This is a genomic window from Massilia timonae, from assembly GCF_001866515.1.
GTDB classification, from domain to species: domain Bacteria; phylum Pseudomonadota; class Gammaproteobacteria; order Burkholderiales; family Burkholderiaceae_D; genus Telluria; species Telluria timonae.
This window is the reverse complement of the sequence record NZ_JRYB01000001.1, coordinates 2,760,134-2,777,176: the sequence shown is the minus strand read 5'-3', so window position 1 is coordinate 2,777,176 and position 17,043 is coordinate 2,760,134. Positions and strand designations below refer to the sequence as shown.

The 17,043-nt window shown below is 66.4% G+C and carries 15 protein-coding genes, 1 tRNA gene and 1 pseudogene; 15 read left to right on the top strand and 2 right to left on the bottom strand.

The features are described 5' to 3' along the window. The first annotated feature begins 137 nt into the window (after window positions 1-137). The 10 genes from LO55_RS11940 (at window position 138) to LO55_RS11895 (ending at window position 11,664) form a co-directional block, all read left to right on the top strand. Window positions 138-1,109 (top strand): bifunctional riboflavin kinase/FAD synthetase, encoded by a 972-nt coding sequence (locus tag LO55_RS11940; RefSeq protein ID WP_071361601.1) that lies wholly within the window; start codon window positions 138-140, stop codon window positions 1,107-1,109. 98 nt (window positions 1,110-1,207) lie between these two features. Continuing rightward, the gene (gene ileS, locus LO55_RS11935; RefSeq protein ID WP_071361600.1) at window positions 1,208-4,093 is read left to right on the top strand and encodes an isoleucine--tRNA ligase; all 2,886 of its coding nucleotides are present in this window, start codon (window positions 1,208-1,210) and stop codon (window positions 4,091-4,093) included. An 81-nt stretch (window positions 4,094-4,174) separates the two neighbouring features. Then, entirely contained in the window at window positions 4,175-4,711 is a 537-nt protein-coding gene (lspA, locus tag LO55_RS11930; RefSeq protein ID WP_071361599.1) for a signal peptidase II, read from the top strand. Window positions 4,712-4,728: 17 nt separating this feature from the next. Then, window positions 4,729-5,949 carry a bifunctional phosphopantothenoylcysteine decarboxylase/phosphopantothenate--cysteine ligase CoaBC gene (coaBC, locus tag LO55_RS11925; RefSeq protein WP_071361598.1) on the top strand — a complete coding sequence of 407 codons (1,221 nt, stop codon included), beginning with the start codon at window positions 4,729-4,731 and terminating at the stop codon, window positions 5,947-5,949. A 19-nt stretch (window positions 5,950-5,968) separates the two neighbouring features. Continuing rightward, on the top strand, window positions 5,969-6,418 hold the full coding sequence (dut, locus tag LO55_RS11920) for a dUTP diphosphatase (RefSeq protein ID WP_005665781.1): 450 nt from the start codon (window positions 5,969-5,971) through the stop codon (window positions 6,416-6,418). 18 nt (window positions 6,419-6,436) lie between these two features. Continuing rightward, entirely contained in the window at window positions 6,437-7,531 is a 1,095-nt protein-coding gene (locus LO55_RS11915) for a M48 family metallopeptidase (protein WP_071361597.1), read from the top strand. A gap of 123 nt (window positions 7,532-7,654) precedes the next feature. Continuing rightward, window positions 7,655-8,650, top strand: coding sequence for an XdhC family protein (locus tag LO55_RS11910; RefSeq protein ID WP_071361596.1), 996 nt, complete (start codon window positions 7,655-7,657; stop codon window positions 8,648-8,650). A 95-nt stretch (window positions 8,651-8,745) separates the two neighbouring features. Next, window positions 8,746-9,654 carry a DMT family transporter gene (locus tag LO55_RS11905; protein WP_040775270.1) on the top strand — a complete coding sequence of 303 codons (909 nt, stop codon included), beginning with the start codon at window positions 8,746-8,748 and terminating at the stop codon, window positions 9,652-9,654. Further along, window positions 9,654-10,532 (top strand): DNA-3-methyladenine glycosylase family protein, encoded by an 879-nt coding sequence (locus LO55_RS11900; RefSeq protein WP_071361595.1) that lies wholly within the window; start codon window positions 9,654-9,656, stop codon window positions 10,530-10,532. The genes LO55_RS11905 and LO55_RS11900 overlap by 1 nt, the downstream gene beginning before the upstream one ends. 79 nt (window positions 10,533-10,611) lie before the next feature. Next, window positions 10,612-11,664, top strand: a complete 1,053-nt coding sequence (locus tag LO55_RS11895; RefSeq protein WP_177185519.1) for a glycosyltransferase family A protein — start codon at window positions 10,612-10,614, stop codon at window positions 11,662-11,664. A gap of 42 nt (window positions 11,665-11,706) precedes the next feature. Here the strand turns inward: LO55_RS11895 and LO55_RS11890 are convergent, their stop codons facing one another. Next, window positions 11,707-12,120, bottom strand: coding sequence for a T6SS immunity protein Tdi1 domain-containing protein (locus tag LO55_RS11890; RefSeq protein WP_071363774.1), 414 nt, complete (start codon window positions 12,118-12,120; stop codon window positions 11,707-11,709). A gap of 205 nt (window positions 12,121-12,325) precedes the next feature. Next, window positions 12,326-12,402: transfer RNA gene (locus LO55_RS11885), tRNA-Met, on the bottom strand. A gap of 186 nt (window positions 12,403-12,588) precedes the next feature. Between LO55_RS11885 and LO55_RS25855 the strand changes: the two are divergent. The 5 genes and pseudogenes from LO55_RS25855 to LO55_RS11865 form a co-directional block, all read left to right on the top strand. After that, a pseudogene (locus tag LO55_RS25855) lies at window positions 12,589-13,146 on the top strand (NUDIX hydrolase); the annotation flags it as partial. A gap of 24 nt (window positions 13,147-13,170) precedes the next feature. Next, entirely contained in the window at window positions 13,171-13,989 is an 819-nt protein-coding gene (aat, locus tag LO55_RS11880; protein WP_005665767.1) for a leucyl/phenylalanyl-tRNA--protein transferase, read from the top strand. A gap of 63 nt (window positions 13,990-14,052) precedes the next feature. Then, window positions 14,053-14,781 carry an arginyltransferase gene (locus LO55_RS11875; RefSeq protein ID WP_005665766.1) on the top strand — a complete coding sequence of 243 codons (729 nt, stop codon included), beginning with the start codon at window positions 14,053-14,055 and terminating at the stop codon, window positions 14,779-14,781. A gap of 109 nt (window positions 14,782-14,890) precedes the next feature. Then, the gene (locus LO55_RS11870) at window positions 14,891-15,952 is read left to right on the top strand and encodes a quinone-dependent dihydroorotate dehydrogenase (RefSeq protein WP_071361593.1); all 1,062 of its coding nucleotides are present in this window, start codon (window positions 14,891-14,893) and stop codon (window positions 15,950-15,952) included. A 2-nt stretch (window positions 15,953-15,954) separates the two neighbouring features. Beyond that, on the top strand, window positions 15,955-17,001 hold the full coding sequence (locus LO55_RS11865) for an aldo/keto reductase (RefSeq protein WP_071361592.1): 1,047 nt from the start codon (window positions 15,955-15,957) through the stop codon (window positions 16,999-17,001). Window positions 17,002-17,043 lie beyond the last annotated feature (42 nt).

Here is a 17,043-nt window from a genome sequence, read left to right as displayed (position 1 = left end):
CGTTTTTTATTGCGCCATTCGATGACATGAATGGGCAGATCCATGGCCATCGCCTCGGTGCAACAATCGCTTTACCGTATAATCAGGGTTTTGGCGCCGCTCCATTGTCGCGCGGCTTGCAACCGGACCCAGATTTGATGAAGGTATTTCGCGGACTTCCCAACGACAGGGCGCGCGCGCCCTGCGCGCTCACGATCGGCAATTTCGACGGCGTCCATCGCGGCCACCAGGCCCTGCTGGCCCATGTGCGCAGCGCCGCCGCGGGCCTCGGCCTGGAAGCGGCCGTGATGACGTTCGAACCCCATCCGCGCGAATACTTCGCCCGCAAATCCGGCGACCTGTCGCGCGCCCCGGCCCGCATCGCCAACCTGCGCGACAAGCTCGAGGATCTCGACCAGGCCGGGATCGACCGCGTCATCGTCGAGCATTTCAACGAACAGTTCGCCGCCATGTCGCCGCGCGACTTCATCGAGCGCGTGCTGGTCGACGGCCTGCACGTCAAATGGCTGATGGTCGGCGACGATTTCCGCTTCGGCGCCAGGCGCCAGGGCGATATCGCGATGCTGGTCGAGGCCGGCCGCGAATTCGGCTTCGACGTCCACACCCTCAGCGCCGTCATGCACGGCGACCAGCGCATCTCGTCCTCGGCCGTGCGCGCCGCCCTGCTGGAAGGCGATTTCGTCCGTACCAAGGAATTGCTCGGCCATCCGTATGCGATGTCGGGCCACGTGATCCATGGCCAGAAGCTGGGCCGCACGCTGGGCTTTCCGACCATGAACCTGCGGGTGGCGCACCGCCCTGCTCTCTCGGGCATCTTCGTCGTGCAGGTGCACGGCCTGGCGGACGCGCCGCTGCCGGCCGTGGCCAGCCTGGGCGTGCGTCCGACGGTCGAGGATGCCGGCCGTATGCTGCTTGAAGTCCATGTGTTCGACTACGCCCAACAATGCTACGGCAAGCTGGTGCGCGTGGAATTCCTGGCCAAGCTGCGCGACGAAGAGAAATACGACGACCTGGCCACGCTCACCGCCGCGATCGACAACGACGCGGCCCAGGCGCGCGCCTTCTTCGCCCACCGCAACAGCGCGCTGACGGCGACCGACCGAATTTGAGCGCGCTCCGGCCATCCTGGCGATGGTCGGCAGCGCCTCACCAGACTCTGCCGCAGCGCCATGCGCTGTGCACACCGAACACTTACCAGAAGAAGCTTATGTCCGATACCAAACAGAACAACACGCCCAAAGGCGCGAAAAAGCCTGAAAGCAAATACCCGGTCAATATGACCGACACCCCATTCCCGATGCGCGGCGACCTCGCCAAGCGCGAGCCGGGCTGGGTCAAGCAATGGCAGGATAAAAAAATCTACGAGCGCGTGCGCAAGGCCGCCGCCGGCCGTCCGAAGTTCATCCTGCACGACGGTCCGCCGTACGCCAACGGCGACATCCACCTGGGCCACGCCGTCAACAAGATCCTCAAGGACATGGTGATCAAGTCGCGCACCATCGCCGGCTTCGACGCGCCCTACGTGCCGGGCTGGGATTGCCACGGCATGCCGATCGAGATCCAGATCGAAAAACTGTACGGCAAAAACCTGCCAACCGCCGAGGTGCTGCAAAAGGCGCGCGCCTACGCGCTCGAGCAGATCGACCGCCAGCGCGCCGGCTTCATCCGCCTGGGCGTGCTGGGCGAGTGGGACAACCCGTACATGACCATGGCCTACAGCAACGAGGCCGACGAGCTGCGCGCGCTCGGCACCCTGCTGGAAAAAGGTTATGTGTACCGCGGCCTCAAGCCGGTGAACTGGTGCTTCGACTGCGGTTCGGCGCTGGCCGAGGCCGAAGTCGAATACCAGGACAAGCGCGACCCGGCGATCGACGTCGGCTTCCCCTTCCACGAACACGACAAGATCGCCGCCGCCTTCGGCCTGGACAAACTCCCGGTCGACAAGGGTTTCATCGTGATCTGGACCACCACCCCGTGGACCATCCCGTCGAACCAGGCCCTGAACGTGGGTCCGGAAGTCGGCTATTCGCTGGTGCAGGTCAAGCGTGACGGCCAACCGCAATTGCTGATCCTGGGTTCGGAACTGGTGGAGTCGGTGCTGGCCCGCTACAAGCTGGAAGGCACGGTCATCGCCACCACCGTCGGCGCCAAGCTCGAAGGCATCCGCTTCAAGCACCCGCTGCACGCCCAGGATCCGTTCTACGACCGCCTGTCGCCGGTCTACCTGGCCGACTACGTGACCGTCGACAGCGGCACCGGCGTGGTCCACTCGGCCCCGTCCTACGGCCTGGAAGACTTCCAGTCGTGCAAGGCGCACGGCATGAAGGACGACGAGATGCTCAAGCCCGTGATGGGCGATGGCCGCTTCGCCTCGAGCCTGCCGCTGTTCGGCGGCATGACGATCTGGGAAGCCAGCAAGCCGATCTGCGGCGCGCTGACCGAAGCCGGCGCCCTGTTCGAACTGAAGATGTTCGACCACAGCTACATGCACTGCTGGCGCCATAAAACCCCGATCGTCTATCGCGCCACCAACCAGTGGTTCGCCGGCATGGACATCACGCCGAAGGACGGCGGCCCGACCCTGCGCCAGACCGCGCTGGCCGGCATCGAGAAGACGCAATTCTTCCCGGACTGGGGCCAGGCGCGCCTGCACGGCATGATCGAGAACCGTCCGGACTGGACCCTGTCGCGCCAGCGCCAGTGGGGCGTGCCGATGGCCTTCTTCGTGCACAAGGAAACCGGCGCGCTGCACCCGCGCACCCCGGAACTGCTGGAGCAGGTGGCCAGGCTGATCGAAGCCGGCGGCATCGACGCCTGGCACAATCTCGACCCGGCCACCCTGCTGGGCGAGGACGCCGCGACCTATGAAAAGAACAAGGACACGCTGGACGTCTGGTTCGACTCGGGCAGCACCCACCAGACCGTGCTGCGCGGCTCGCACAAGGCGCAGTCGAGCTTCCCGGCCGACCTGTACCTGGAAGGTTCGGACCAGCACCGCGGCTGGTTCCACTCGTCGCTGCTGACCTCGTCGATGCTCAACGGGACCCCGCCTTACAAAGCGCTGCTGACCCACGGCTTCACCGTCGACGAGAACGGCAAGAAGATGTCCAAGTCGCTCGGCAACACGATGGCGCCGCAAAAGATCTCGGACACCCTCGGCGCCGACATCCTGCGCCTGTGGGTGGCCTCGACCGACTACACGGGCGAATTGTCGATCGGCGAAGAGATCCTCAAGCGCGTGACCGAGTCGTACCGCCGCATCCGCAACACGCTGCGCTTCCTGCTGGCGAACACCTCGGACTTCGATCCTGCGCAGCACGCGGTGCCGATGCCTGAATTGCTCGAGATCGACCGCTATGCGATCGCCTCGATGGCGCAGCTGCAGAACGACGTTGCCGCCCACTTCGAGCGCTACGAGTTCCACCCGGTCGTGTCGCGCCTGCAGAACTACTGCTCGGAAGACCTGGGCGGCTTCTACCTCGACATCCTGAAGGACCGCCTGTACACCACGGGGGTGGCGTCGCAGGCGCGTCGTTCGGCCCAGACCGCGCTGTGGCACATCGCCCACTCGCTGCTGCGCGTGATGGCGCCGATCCTGTCGTTCACCGCCGAAGAAGCGTGGGAAAAGTTCGCAGGCGCCGAGGCGTTCGCCGCCAGCGACGAGACCATCTTCACCCAGACGCTGTGGACCTTCCCGGAACTGCCGGATGCCGAGGCGCTGCTGGCGAAATATGCGCTGCTGCGCCAGGTCCGCACCGACGTCACCAAGCAGCTCGAAGAAGTGCGCGCCTCGGGCGCCATCGGTTCCTCGCTGCAGGCCGAGCTGGCGATCAAGGCCGCGGGCGAGAAGTACCGCGCGCTGGCCAGCCTGGATGACGACCTGAAGTTCGTCTTCATCACCTCGCAGGCGAGCGTCAGCGAAGTGACTGCGGAAGCCGACGAAAGCGTGACCGTGGAACCGTCGACAGCCGAGAAGTGCGAGCGCTGCTGGCACTACCGCCGCGACGTCGGCCACGACCACGCGCATCCGACGCTGTGCGGCCGCTGCACCAGCAACCTGTTCGGCGCCGGCGAGAAGCGCCGCTACGCCTAAGCTCCTGCGGGTCGATCGACCCGCGGGTTTTCCGCCATGCCGCCGTCCCGCGCGGCATGGCGCGCACCGACACCACACACCATGGCAACCAAAAAGAAACCAGCCGCATCCGCATCCGGTCCCAAACTTGTCACCCGCAGCACCAGCGCCAGCCTGTTCCCCTGGATCGGCCTGTCCCTGATCATCGTCCTGCTCGACCAGGTCACCAAGATCACCGTCGAACGCACCTTCGCCTATGCCGAGACGCTGCCGATCACGGGCTTCTTCAACCTGATCAAGGTGTACAACCCGGGCGCGGCGTTCAGCTTCCTGGGCGACGCCAGCGGCTGGCAGCGCTGGCTGTTCCTCGGGATCGCGATCGCCGCCGTGGTGTTCTGCATCTACATGATGTCGAAGAACGCGAGCCAGCGCCTGTTCTGCTTTGCCCTGGCGCTGATCATGGCCGGCGCGATCGGCAACGGCATCGACCGCGTGGTGCATGGCCACGTGATCGACTTCCTCGATTTCTACTGGACCGGCATCGGCCACTTCCCGGCCTTTAACATCGCCGACATCGGCATCTCGGTGGGCGCGGTCCTGTTCGTCCTCGACGAGCTGCGCCGGGTGAACAAGTCCTAGTCGCAAGGAGATTCAACATGGAGCTGAAAGGCAAGCGCATCGTCCTCGGCCTGACCGGCGGCGTGGCCTGCTACAAGGCGGCCGAGCTGTGTCGCGCCCTGGGCAAGCAGGGCGCCAGCGTGCAGGTGGTCATGACCGAAGCGGCGACCCATTTCATCGGCGCGGTCACCATGCAGGCTCTGTCGGGCCAGCCGGTCTACCTGGACCAGTGGGATGCGCGCATGGCCAACAATATGGCCCACATCGACCTGACCCGCAACGCCGACGCCATCCTGATCGCGCCCTGCTCGGCCGACTTCATGCGCAAGCTCGCGCACGGCGCGGCCGACGACCTGCTGTCGCTGCTGTGCGTGGCGCGGCCGCGTCACGTGCCGCTGCACGTGGCGCCGGCGATGAACGTCGAGATGTGGGAAAACCCGGCCACCCAGCGCAACGTCGCCCAGCTGCTTGAAGACGGCGTCAAGCTGTTCGGCCCCGGCTGCGGCTCGCAGGCCTGCGGCGAGACGGGCCTGGGCCGCATGCTCGAAGCCGAGGAACTGGTCGAAGAGCTGATCGCCTCGTTCCAGCACAAGGTGCTGACCGGGCGGCGCGTCCTGATCACGGCCGGCCCGACTTTCGAGCCGATCGATCCGGTGCGCGGCATCACCAATCTGTCCTCGGGCAAGATGGGCTATGCGCTGGCGCGCGCGGCGCGCGAAGCGGGCGCCGAGGTGACCCTGGTCTCGGGCCCGGTGTCGCTACCCACGCCGCATGGCGTGCGCCGCATCGACGTGCTGACCGCGCAGCAGATGCACGACGCCGTGATGGCGGGCGTGGAAGGCCAGCACGTGTTCATCGGCGTGGCGGCGGTGGCCGACTGGCGCGTCGCCAATGCCAGCGACCAGAAGATCAAGAAGACGGCGGACGGCGCGCCGCCGCAACTGGAATTCGCACAGAACGCCGACATCCTGGCCGCGGTGGCGGGCACGGTGTCGTTGTCGGGCTGGCCCTACTGCGTGGGCTTCGCGGCCGAATCCGAGCAGCTGGAACAGTACGGCGCCGCCAAGCGCGAAAAGAAAGGCATCCCTCTGTTGGTGGGCAATATCGGCCACCAGACTTTCGGGCAGGATGACAATACCGTGATCCTGTTCGACGAGAGCGGCCACACGGTGCTCGAGCGGGCCGACAAGCTCACCCTGGCGCGCCAGCTGGTGTCCGAAATCGCCAAGCGCATCGAACAGCGCTCCCTGCTCACCTAACACACACGACAAGCATCACATGAAGAATATCGACCTCAAGATCCTCGACCCGCGCATGAAAGAACTGCTGCCGGCCTACGGCACCCCTGGCAGCGCGGGCCTCGACCTGCGCGCCTGCCTCGATGCGCCGCTCACCATCGAGCCTGGCCAGACGGTGCTGGTGCCGACGGGCCTGGCCATCCACATCGGCGATCCGGGCTACGCCGCCATGATCCTGCCGCGCAGTGGGCTCGGCCATAAGAGCGGCATCGTTCTGGGCAATCTGGTAGGCTTGATCGACTCCGATTACCAGGGCCAGCTGATGGTCTCCACCTGGAACCGCAGCGCCGCCACCTTCGTGCTGCAGCCGATGGACCGGTTGGCGCAGCTGATCGTGGTGCCGGTGCTGCAGGTCGGCTTCAACGTGGTGGAGGAGTTCGCATCGAGCGACCGTGGCGCCGGAGGCTTCGGCAGCACCGGCAAACAATAACAACACGTGAGGAGGACCATGATCCCAATGCACCGTCTTCAACGCTTCAAGTCCGCGGCCCTGATCGCGGGCACGGCGGCCTTGCTGGCCGCCTGCAGCACGCCAGGCCAGATGCAATCGTCGAGCACGCCGGGCATGATCCCGAGCCAGGCGCCGGGCAAGCCCGAAGTGACGCCGCAGATGGCGGCGGCAGCCGACACGCTCACCCGCATGGCGACCCAGCACGACCGCCTGTACCGGATCGCGGCCCCCCTCCTGATCGACAACGCCCAGCTGTGCACCAAGCACGCGCGCAACCTGCTCGGCTTCACCGCCAAGAACCGCTACACCTATCCTGGCCAGTACAACGAGGCGGCCTGGGTGGTGCTGGGCATGGGCGAGCGCCTGCAGGTCACCAACGTCCTCGCCGGCAGCGGCGCGGCGCGCGCCGGCCTGCGCCAGGGCGACCGCCTGGTGGCGGCCGGCGGCACGCCTCTGCCCGAAGGCCCGAACGCCCTGTCCCAGGCCGGCGCCGTGTTCGGTCCGATCATGTCGAAGCAGGCCAGCCTGCCGCTGTCGATCGAGCGCAACGGCAACCAGCGCGACCTGACCATCCCGGTCACCCGCGCCTGCGCCTTCGCGATCGAACTGGGCAACGCCGACAACATCAATGCCTACGCCGACGGCTCGCGCGTGATGGTCACCCGCGGCATGCTGGGCTTCGCCCAGAACGACGACGAGCTGGCCTACGTCGTGGCGCGCACGATGGCGCACAATATGCTGGGCCACGCGGCCACGCAGCGCAACGCCGCCACCATCGGCAGCATCATCGACAACCTCACCGCGATCACGCCCGACACCTCGATGCTGATCGGCAGTGGCGGCATCAAGGCCATGCCGGTGGCCGACGACGTGGCGGCCGACCGCCTGGCCATCTACCTGGTGGCGCGCGCCGGCTACCGCATCGACGGCGCGTCCGCCTTCTGGAAGCGCCTGGCGGCCACCTACCCGGCCCGCATCCTCAACGGCTACACGGCCAACCACCCGTCGACCACGCAGCGGATCGCGGCGATCGACAAGACGGTGGCCGAGGTGAAGGCCAAGCAGAGCGGCAAGAAACCGCTGGTGCCCTGAAAGCCAGGCCATGCCGGCGTGCGCGGCGCTCCCGTGCCGCGCACGCCGGCGCCAGCGCCCTCCGCGCTTTTTTTGTATGATTGTCCATCTTGTATCTATCCCGCATACGGCGGCGACCACACCATGGACAGCATCGACCTCGACGTACTGAAAACCTGCGCCGCCTGGCTTGCCGGCGGCCAGCGCTGCCAGCTGGTCACGGTGATCAAGACCTGGGGCTCGAGCCCGCGCCCGGTCGGCGCCATGCTCGCCATCTGCGAGGACGGCCAGGTGGTCGGCTCGGTCTCCGGGGGCTGCATCGAGGACGACCTCATCGCCCGCGTGCGCGACAACGGCATCGAGATCACCCTCCCCGAAATCATCAGCTACGGCATCAGCGCCGACGAGGCGCATCGCTTCGGCCTGCCCTGCGGCGGCACCATCGAGCTGGCCATCGAGCCGCTGTCGATCGAGAGCCGCATTCCCGAACTGCTGGCGCGCCTGGATGGCGGCGAGCTGGTCGAGCGCCGCGTGCACCTGGCCAGCGGCGCGGTCAGCCTCGAGCAGGCCCAGGCCAGCGCCATCCAGCGCATCGAGGATGGCGTGCTGCACACCCTGCACGGCCCGCGCTGGCGCCTGTACATCATCGGCGCCGGCCCGCTGTCGCGCTTCCTGGCCACGATCGCGGCCGGCATGGATTACCGCGTCACCGTGTGCGATCCGCGCGAGGAATACCGCAGCGGCTTTTCCATCCCCGGCGTGAGCCTGGTGCACGCCATGCCCGACGACCTCGTGATCGAGGCCAGGCTCGATGCGCGCAGCGCGGTGGTGGCGCTGACCCACGATCCCAAGCTGGACGACCTGGCGCTGATGGAAGCGCTCAAGTCCGACGCTTTCTATGTCGGCGCCATCGGCTCGCGCGCCAACAACGCCAAGCGGCGCGAGCGCCTCAAGCTGTTCGACCTCACCGAGCCCGAACTGGCGCGCCTGCATGGCCCGATCGGCATCTACATCGGCAGCAAGACGCCGGCCGAGATCGCGATCTCGATCATGGCCGAGATGACGGCCGTGAAGAACGCGGTGCCGCAGCAGATGCTGGTGCCGCACGCCGCGGCGCTGACGCTGGCCAGCGCGGCCTGAATCGGTAGCGTCAATTCAAAAGCAAGGATCGGCTGGCACGAAAACGCCGGTCCTGCCACAATGGCCCGTTATCAGACGGGCCATCTTTTTTATCAATGAACACCGCGAACATGCTGCGCCTGGTGGCGCTGGCCGCCATCTGGGGCGGCTCCTTCCTCTTCATGCGCATCGCCGCGCCCGTGCTCGGCCCGGCGGTGCTGATCGAATACCGGGTCGGCTTCGCCGCCCTGTTCCTGGCGCTGGTGGCCTGGGTGTTCCACCTGCGCGGCAAGGGCTCCCCGCTCGGCGTGCGCCGCCACTGGAAGCACTACCTGATCCTCGGCCTGTTCAATTCGGCCCTGCCCTTCCTGCTGTTCGCCTTCGCCGCGCGCACCCTGTCGGCCTCGGTGCTGTCGGTGCTGAACGCCACCGCGCCGATGTGGGGCGCGCTGGTCGGCGCCGTGTGGGCGCGCCAGAAGGTGTCCAGGAACAGCGCGCTCGGCCTGCTGCTCGGCACCTGCGGCGTGGCCCTGCTGGTCGGCTTCGACCACGTGGCCGAACGGCCCGGCGCCGGCATCGCCGTCGGCGCGGCCCTGGTCGCGGCGTTCAGCTACAGCATCGCCAGCCAGTACGCCAAATCAGCTCCGGCGGTGGCGCCATTCGCCAACGCCCACGGCTCGATGTGGGCGGCCGCCATCCTGGTGCTGCCGCTGGTCGCCTTCTTCCCGGCGCCGGGCGAGCCGACGCCGGGCGTCATGGCCGCGGTGCTGGCGCTCGGCGTGGTCTGCAGCGGCATCGCCTACATCCTCTACTTCAAGCTGATCGAGGAAGTCGGCACCACCTCGGCGCTCACCGTCACCTTCCTCAATCCCCTGTTCGGCATCCTGTGGGGCGCGCTGTTCCTGCACGAAGCCATCGGCTGGCACACGATCGCCGGCTCGGCCATCGTGCTGCTCGGGACCGCGCTGGTGACGGGCTTCCGGCCGCGCTTTGGACGCGCAGCCGCGCCGGCGGGCGGCAAGTGATGGAGACGACGCAGGAGATTGTCCTGCCGCCAGGCTACCGCGTGGCCGACGTCATCGCCTTTCATGGCCGCGACGCCGAAGGCCTGGCCGAGCAGGTCGGCCCGGACGGCTTGCGCAAGGGCGTGCTGCTGGACGGCGTGCCGACCCTGCTCGACATCCGCTTCGACGGCAATGCGGCCCGCTGCCGCCTCGCCTTCGACGCGCCCGTCACGCCCGCGCTCGCAGCGCTGGCCGAGGACGCGCTGCTGAACGTGCTGGGCCTGCGCATCGACCCGGCCGCCTTCGCCGCCTTCGCGCACGACGATGCCGTGCTCGGCCCCGTGCTCGCGCGCCAGCCGGGCCTGCGCATCGTGCAATCGGCCACCGTGTTCGAGGCCCTGACCTGGGCCATCATCGGCCAGCAGATCAACCTGACCTTCGCGATCGCCCTGCGCCGCACATTGATCAGGCTGGCCGGTCGTCCGCATTCGCGTGGCTTGTGGTGCTATCCGGAAGCGACCGACGTCGCCCGCCTGGCGCTGGAAGATCTGACCAGCCGCAAGTTCTCGACCGCCAAGGCCGAGACCGTGCTGCGCGTGGCGCGCATGGCGGTCGACGGCAGCCTGGCGCTCGAGCGCCGGCGCGACGCCGCCCAGGTGAGCCAGGAACTGCTGGCGATCAAGGGCATCGGCCCCTGGACCGTCAATTATGTGTTGCTGCGCGGCTATGGCTACACGGATTGCTCGCTCGAAGGCGACGTCGCCGTGCGCACCGCCCTGCACCATCTGACCGGCAGCGCCCAGCGGCCGACCCTGGCCGAAGCCCAGCGCCTGCTGGCGCGCTATGCGCCGCACCGCACTATGGCGGCCGCCTACCTGTGGGCCAGTCTCGCCGAATAGCAGACGGCGAAGCCGTGCACTGTTTTCAATTGGAAAGACAAGGGGCGTTACACCACGAGCGTGTGATATATTCAGCAACATGAGTACCCCGATTTTCACTACTTCCAGCAGCGCGGACCATGCTGCAGCGACGCCGGCGAGTGCGCCGATCGCCGTCGTGATTCCTTATTTCCAGCGCCAGGAAGGCGTCCTGCAGAAGGCGCTGGCATCGATTGCCGGCCAGCAGCTGTACCCCGCCGAAGTCATCGTGGTCGACGACAGCTCGCCGGTGCCGGCACGGGGCGAGGTGCAGGCAGTGAGGGCGCGCTGGCCGAACCTGAACGTACGCGTGATCGAACAGCCGAACGGCGGACCCGCCGGGGCGCGCAACAAGGGACTCGACAGCGTGTCGCCGCAATGCGACTACGTGGCTTTCCTGGATTCCGATGACGAGTGGCACGATACGCACCTGCTGCACGCGAGCGCCGCCCTGGCGCAGGGCAACGACTTTTATTTTTCGGATTTTTTCCGCCTTGGCCATTCGACAACCGTGTTCGAACAGAGCGCAGTGTTCAAGAAGGACACGCACCCGGTGCTGCCGGGTGGCTACCCGGTCGCGCAGTACCAGGGCGACATGACGGAACAGATCCTCGGCGCCAACGTCATCGGCACGTCGACCGTCGTGTACCGCTTCCGCAAGTTCGCCAACCTGCGTTTTCGCGAAGAATTCGTCTATGCCGGCGAGGACTTCCTGTTCTGGCTGACACTGAGCACACTGACGAAGGCGTATGTTTTCGGCACCACGCCGGAAGTGACCTATGGTCGCGGCGTGAACATCTATGCCGGCTCGGGCTGGGGCACTGAGAAATCGATGGACCGCCTGCACTACGAAACCAAGCTGGAACTCGCACTGCCGCGCCTGTTCAAGCTCAACGCCGAACAACAGGGACGCAACCGCGCCAAGCTGCGCTTCCTGCGCCACACCATGGTCAAGGACATCGTCCACCGGCTGACTCACCGCAAACCCATCAACGGCCCGCTGCTGCGGAAGCACCTGGCCATGGACCCTACACTGCCATTGTATGTGCCGGCGGTGGGCTGGCAGATCGTTGCCGGTCGCCTGCGCACCCAGGCCGCCCCGCGCAAGGAATGAGCGGCTGGCGCCGGGAGGGCCTCGGCGCGGCCGACTGCGGCATCAGTTCCAGCGCGGCAAACCGTCGAACTGCTGCGCGCCCTCGCCCGAGAACCGGATGAGTTCGGCCAGCGGCACGGTGGCCAGGTTGTCGCAGCCATAGTGGCCGCCCAGCGCACTGGGAATCTTGAGGCAGTATCTGCGCCCCTCGGTCAGCGGCCCCAGCGCGGCTTCGGCCAGGCGCACCGCCTCGGGCATGTACCAGTCGTTGAGGAAATCCTGGTTGTAGGCCAGCGCGTCGAGCGCGGCGCGGCTGCGCGCCAGCGGCTCGCAGACCAGTTCTTGCGGACGCAGGCACCAGAAATGGTCGTCCTCGTCGCGGATGATGAGGTTGCCGAAGGCATTGGCCCCGAGAACTTCGACGGCGCTCATGCCGACCCAGCCCCAGGCCTCGTTGATGTCGTCTACATCGATCATGGTCATCGCCCCTGAATGTCGCCATGGCGCATGCGCGCGGCGGTTCGCAGGGTTGGACAGGCCGGGCCCGTGTGCATTGCAGCAGAGGCGAGCGGGTTTGACCTGCGTCGAGGCCGTTAAAACCGAGAAAGGACGTGCCTGCTTGGGCAACGCCGGTTCGAAAACGGAAAAGCCGCTGACTCTTGCGAATCAGCGGCTTCGAATCTGGTTGCGGGGACAGGATTTGAACCTGTGACCTTCGGGTTATGAGCCCGACGAGCTGCCAGACTGCTCCACCCCGCGTCTGATGAAATGAATTATACGCCCATTCCCCTTATTAGGCAAATGCAATACTGCGGCCATGTGCGATTGCAACACGATATATCTCATGGTCTGCGCCAAAAACAGGGCCTGCTCACCACCCGGGCGCTGCCCTACCGCCCCCGCATTCGGTGTAAAGTAAGGGCAATGCCAATTCGTCACACGACCATGAAATTCTGCTCCGAGTGCGCCCACCCCGTCCTGCTGACCATCCCCGAAGGCGACAACCGGCCGCGCTACGTCTGCACCCATTGCCACACGATCCACTACCAGAATCCGAAACTCGTCATCGGCTCGATTCCCGTCTGGGAGGCCGACGGCCGGCTCCAGGTCTTGCTGTGCAAGCGCGCGATCGAGCCGCGCTACGGCTACTGGACCCTGCCGGCCGGCTTCATGGAAAACGAGGAGACCACCGGGCAGGCGGCGGTGCGCGAGACCGAGGAAGAAGCCGGCGCCAACATCGAGCTCGGGCCCTTGTTCACCCTGCTCAACGTGGCCCACGTGCACCAGGTCCACCTGTTCTACCGGGCGCGCCTGCTCGACCTCGACTTCGCGGCCGGCATCGAAAGCCTCGACGTGCAGCTGTTTACCGAAGACGAGATCCCCTGGGACGACCTGGCCTTCCCCACCATCCGCACCACGCTGGAACTGTTCTTCGCCGACCGGATCAAAGTGCGCGAGGGCGGCAGCTATGGCTTTCACAGCCGCGACATCCATCGCCCGATGATCGCCCACGCGAACCGGATTGAGATGATTCCCTGGCTCGAGACCGATACGCCGTTTCCCGACGTATCCAAGGCACTGACGGTCGAAGCGCCGGGCCTGCTTGCGGCCGGCGCCGACCTGTCGCCGCCGCGCCTGCTGCAGGCTTACCGCAACGGCATCTTTCCCTGGTTTTCCGAAGGCCAGCCCATCCTGTGGTGGAGCACCGACCCGCGCATGGTGCTGTACACAAGCGACTTCAAGGTGAGCGACAGCCTGGCCAAGACGCTGCGCAAGGTCGAGCGCAGCCGCCACGAGGGAGGCCGTTGGGACGTGCGCTTCGACTCGGCCTTCAGCGACGTCATGCGCGCCTGCGCCGCGCCGCGCCGCGACGGCCCCGGCACCTGGATCTCCAGCGAGATCATCGACGGCTACAGCGGCCTGCATGCGCTGGGCTATGCCCACTCGTCCGAAGTCTGGCTCGACGGCGAACTGGTGGGCGGCGCCTATGGCGTCTGCATAGGCCGCATGTTCTATGGCGAATCGATGTTCGCGCGCGTGTCCGACGCTTCCAAGGTCGCGCTGGCCTACCTGGTGGCCTTCCTGCGCGGCCACGGCGTGCGGATGATCGACTGCCAGCAGGAGACCGGCCACCTGGCCTCGCTCGGCGCGGCGCCGATCCCGCGCAGCCGCTTCCTGGAGCACCTGCGCGCCGCCATCGCCGAGCCACCCATCCGCGACTGGACGGTCGGTGCGCCGCTGGCGGCGCCGGGCGCCGGCGCGCCGGCCGCATCCGCAGCGTCCGCAGGGTCCGCTGCAGCGGCCGACAAATCCGGCAATTCGCCCGCGATACCGTTGGATGGCTAACGGTATCGCGGGCGGGTTTTCGCTAGAATAGGTTCATCACACGTCGTCTCGAGAGTTTTTTGCATGACGCACCTACACGACCTGCCCTTTGCGACGCTGCAGTTCTACACGACGGCGCCCTATCCCTGCAGCTATCTCGATGCGCGCCAGGCGCGTTCGCAGGTCGCCACGCCATCGCACCTGATCAATGCCGACGTGTATTCCGAGCTGGTCAAGAACGGCTTCCGGCGCAGCGGCATCTTCACCTACCGCCCCTACTGCGACGGCTGCCAGGCCTGCATCCCGGTGCGCGTTAAGTGCGAGGACTTCACGCCCAACCGCACCCAGCGCCGCGCCTGGAAGCGCCATGGCAACCTGGTCGCGATGGTGGCCAACCTGGCCTTTTCCGACGAGCACTACGCACTCTACCTGCGCTACCAGACCACGCGCCACGTGGGCGGCGGCATGGACCAGGACAGCCGCGACCAGTACGCCCAGTTCCTGCTACAGAGCCGCGTCAACACGCGCCTGGTCGAATTCCGCGAACCGGACGGCACCCTGCGCATGGTGTCGATCATCGACGTGCTGTCCGACGGCCTGTCATCGGTGTACACCTTCTTCGATCCCGACATCGAGAATGCCTCCTACGGCACCTACAACATCCTGTGGCAGGTGAACCAGGCGCACGAGCTCGGACTGTCCTACGTGTATCTCGGGTACTGGATCGAACAGAGCCCCAAGATGGCCTACAAGATCAACTTCCGGCCGCTCGAAGCGCGCATCGACGGCGAATGGGGCGTGCTGCAGCGCTAGGCCGGGTTGTCGCCGTGTGATACAAGTGCTAACAAAGTCGTTGACACTCAACTACGTATGCCGCAGCGCATCACGTTAGAATGATGGGGAGATCCTTTTTGAGTTCCCCATGCCCGACAAATTCCTGTACACCCTCGTCCGCCCCGCACTGTTCTCGCTCGATCCCGAGACGGCCCACAACTTCACGCTGCCCATGCTGTGTCGGGCAGCCGCGCTCGGCCTGACGGGCGCGTTCAGGAAACCGCTGCCCGACCCGCGCACCGTCATGGGCATCACCTTCCCCAACCCGGTCGGCCTGGCCGCCGGCCTGGACAAGGATGGCGCCTACATCGACGGCTTGGCCGCGCTCGGCTTCGGCTCGATCGAGATCGGCACCGTGACCCCGCGCGGCCAGGCTGGCAACCCCAAGCCGCGCATGTTCCGCCTGCCGCGCGCGCGCGGCATCATCAACCGCATGGGCTTCAACAACGGCGGCGTCGACGCCTTCGTGGCCAACGTGCAAGCCTCGCGCTTCTACCAGGAACGCCAGGGCGTGCTGGGCCTGAACATCGGCAAGAACGCCGACACGCCGATCGAGCAAGCCGCCGAGGATTACCTGCACTGCCTGCGCAAGGTCTATCCGTATGCGAGCTACGTGACGGTCAACATCTCGTCGCCCAACACCAAGAACCTGCGCCAGCTGCAGGGCGCGTCCGAACTGGACGGCCTGCTGTCCCAGCTGAAGGCCGAGCAGACCAGGCTGGCCGACCACCACGGCCACTACGTGCCGATCACGCTCAAGATCGCGCCCGACGTCGACGGCGACCAGATCCGCGACATCGCCGGCGCCCTGCTGCGCCACAAGATCGACGGCGTGATCGCCACCAACACCACGCTCAACCGGCGCGACGTCGAAGGCATGAAGCACGCGCAGCAGGCCGGCGGCCTCTCCGGCGCCCCGGTGTTCGAGCAGTCGAACATCGTGATCCGCGCGCTCAAGAAGGAGCTGCGCGACGACATCCCGATCATCGGCGTGGGCGGCATCATGCGCGGCCAGGACGCGAAGGCCAAGATCGCGTCCGGCGCCAAGCTGGTGCAGCTGTACAGTGGCCTGATCTACGCCGGCCCGGCCCTGGTGCGCGACTGCGCCGACGCGCTGCGCGACAACGGCGCGAAGAAGAAAAAGCAATGAGCATGCGGCGCAAGACACTGGGCCGCACCGACCTCGAGGTGAGCACCGTCTGCCTCGGCACGATGACCTTCGGCGAGCAGAATACCGAGCAGGAAGCGCACGCCCAGCTGGACTATGCAATCGGGCGTGGCATCAACTTCATCGACACCGCCGAGCTGTATCCGGTGCCGCCGAGCGCGGCCACCCAGGGTTCGACCGAACGCTTCATCGGCTCCTGGCTCAAGGCGCGCGGCGGCCGCGACAAGCTGGTGCTGGCGACCAAGATCGCCGGCCCGAACGGCAACCAGGCCTGGATCCGCGGTTCAAAACACACTCTCGACGCCGCCAACCTGCGCGCCGCCGTCGACGCCAGCCTGCGGCGCCTGCAGACCGACTACATCGACCTCTACCAGCTGCACTGGCCGAGCCGCAACGTGCCAATCTTTGGCGCCAATCAGTTCGATCCGCGCAAGGAACGCGACGGCGTGGCGATCGAGGATACCTTGCGTGCCCTGGGCGACCTGATCAAAGAGGGCAAGATCCGCCACATCGGCGTGTCGAACGAAAGCCCGTGGGGCGTGTGCGAATTCGTCAAGCAGGCCGAACTCCACGGCCTGCCGCGCATCGCCACCATCCAGAATCTGTACAACCTGACCGCGCGCGCATTCGAGACCACCTTGCTGGACGAAGTCTGCTACCGCGAAGACGTCAGCCTGCTGGCCTACAGCCCGCTCGCCTTCGGCCAGCTGAGCGCCAAGTATGTCGACGACCCGCAGGCGCGCGGCCGCCTGACGATCTATCCGCCGACCTGGAGCCCGCGCTACCTGCGGCCGAGCGTGTTCGAGGCCACCCGCGCATATGCGGCGCTGGCGCGCGAGCACGGCTTGACTCCGGCGCAGATGGCGCTGGCCTGGTGCTATTCGCGCTGGTTCGTGGGTTCGACCATCGTCGGGGCGACCACGCTGGCGCAGCTCGAGGAAAACATCGATGCGGCGCAGATCGTGCTCAGCGATGAGGTGGTGCGGCGGATCGACGAAATTCACGCCAGGATAACTAATCCGGGACAGTAATCGGCATAAGTTATCTGATGGCAGCCTGACCTCGTTCGCTCT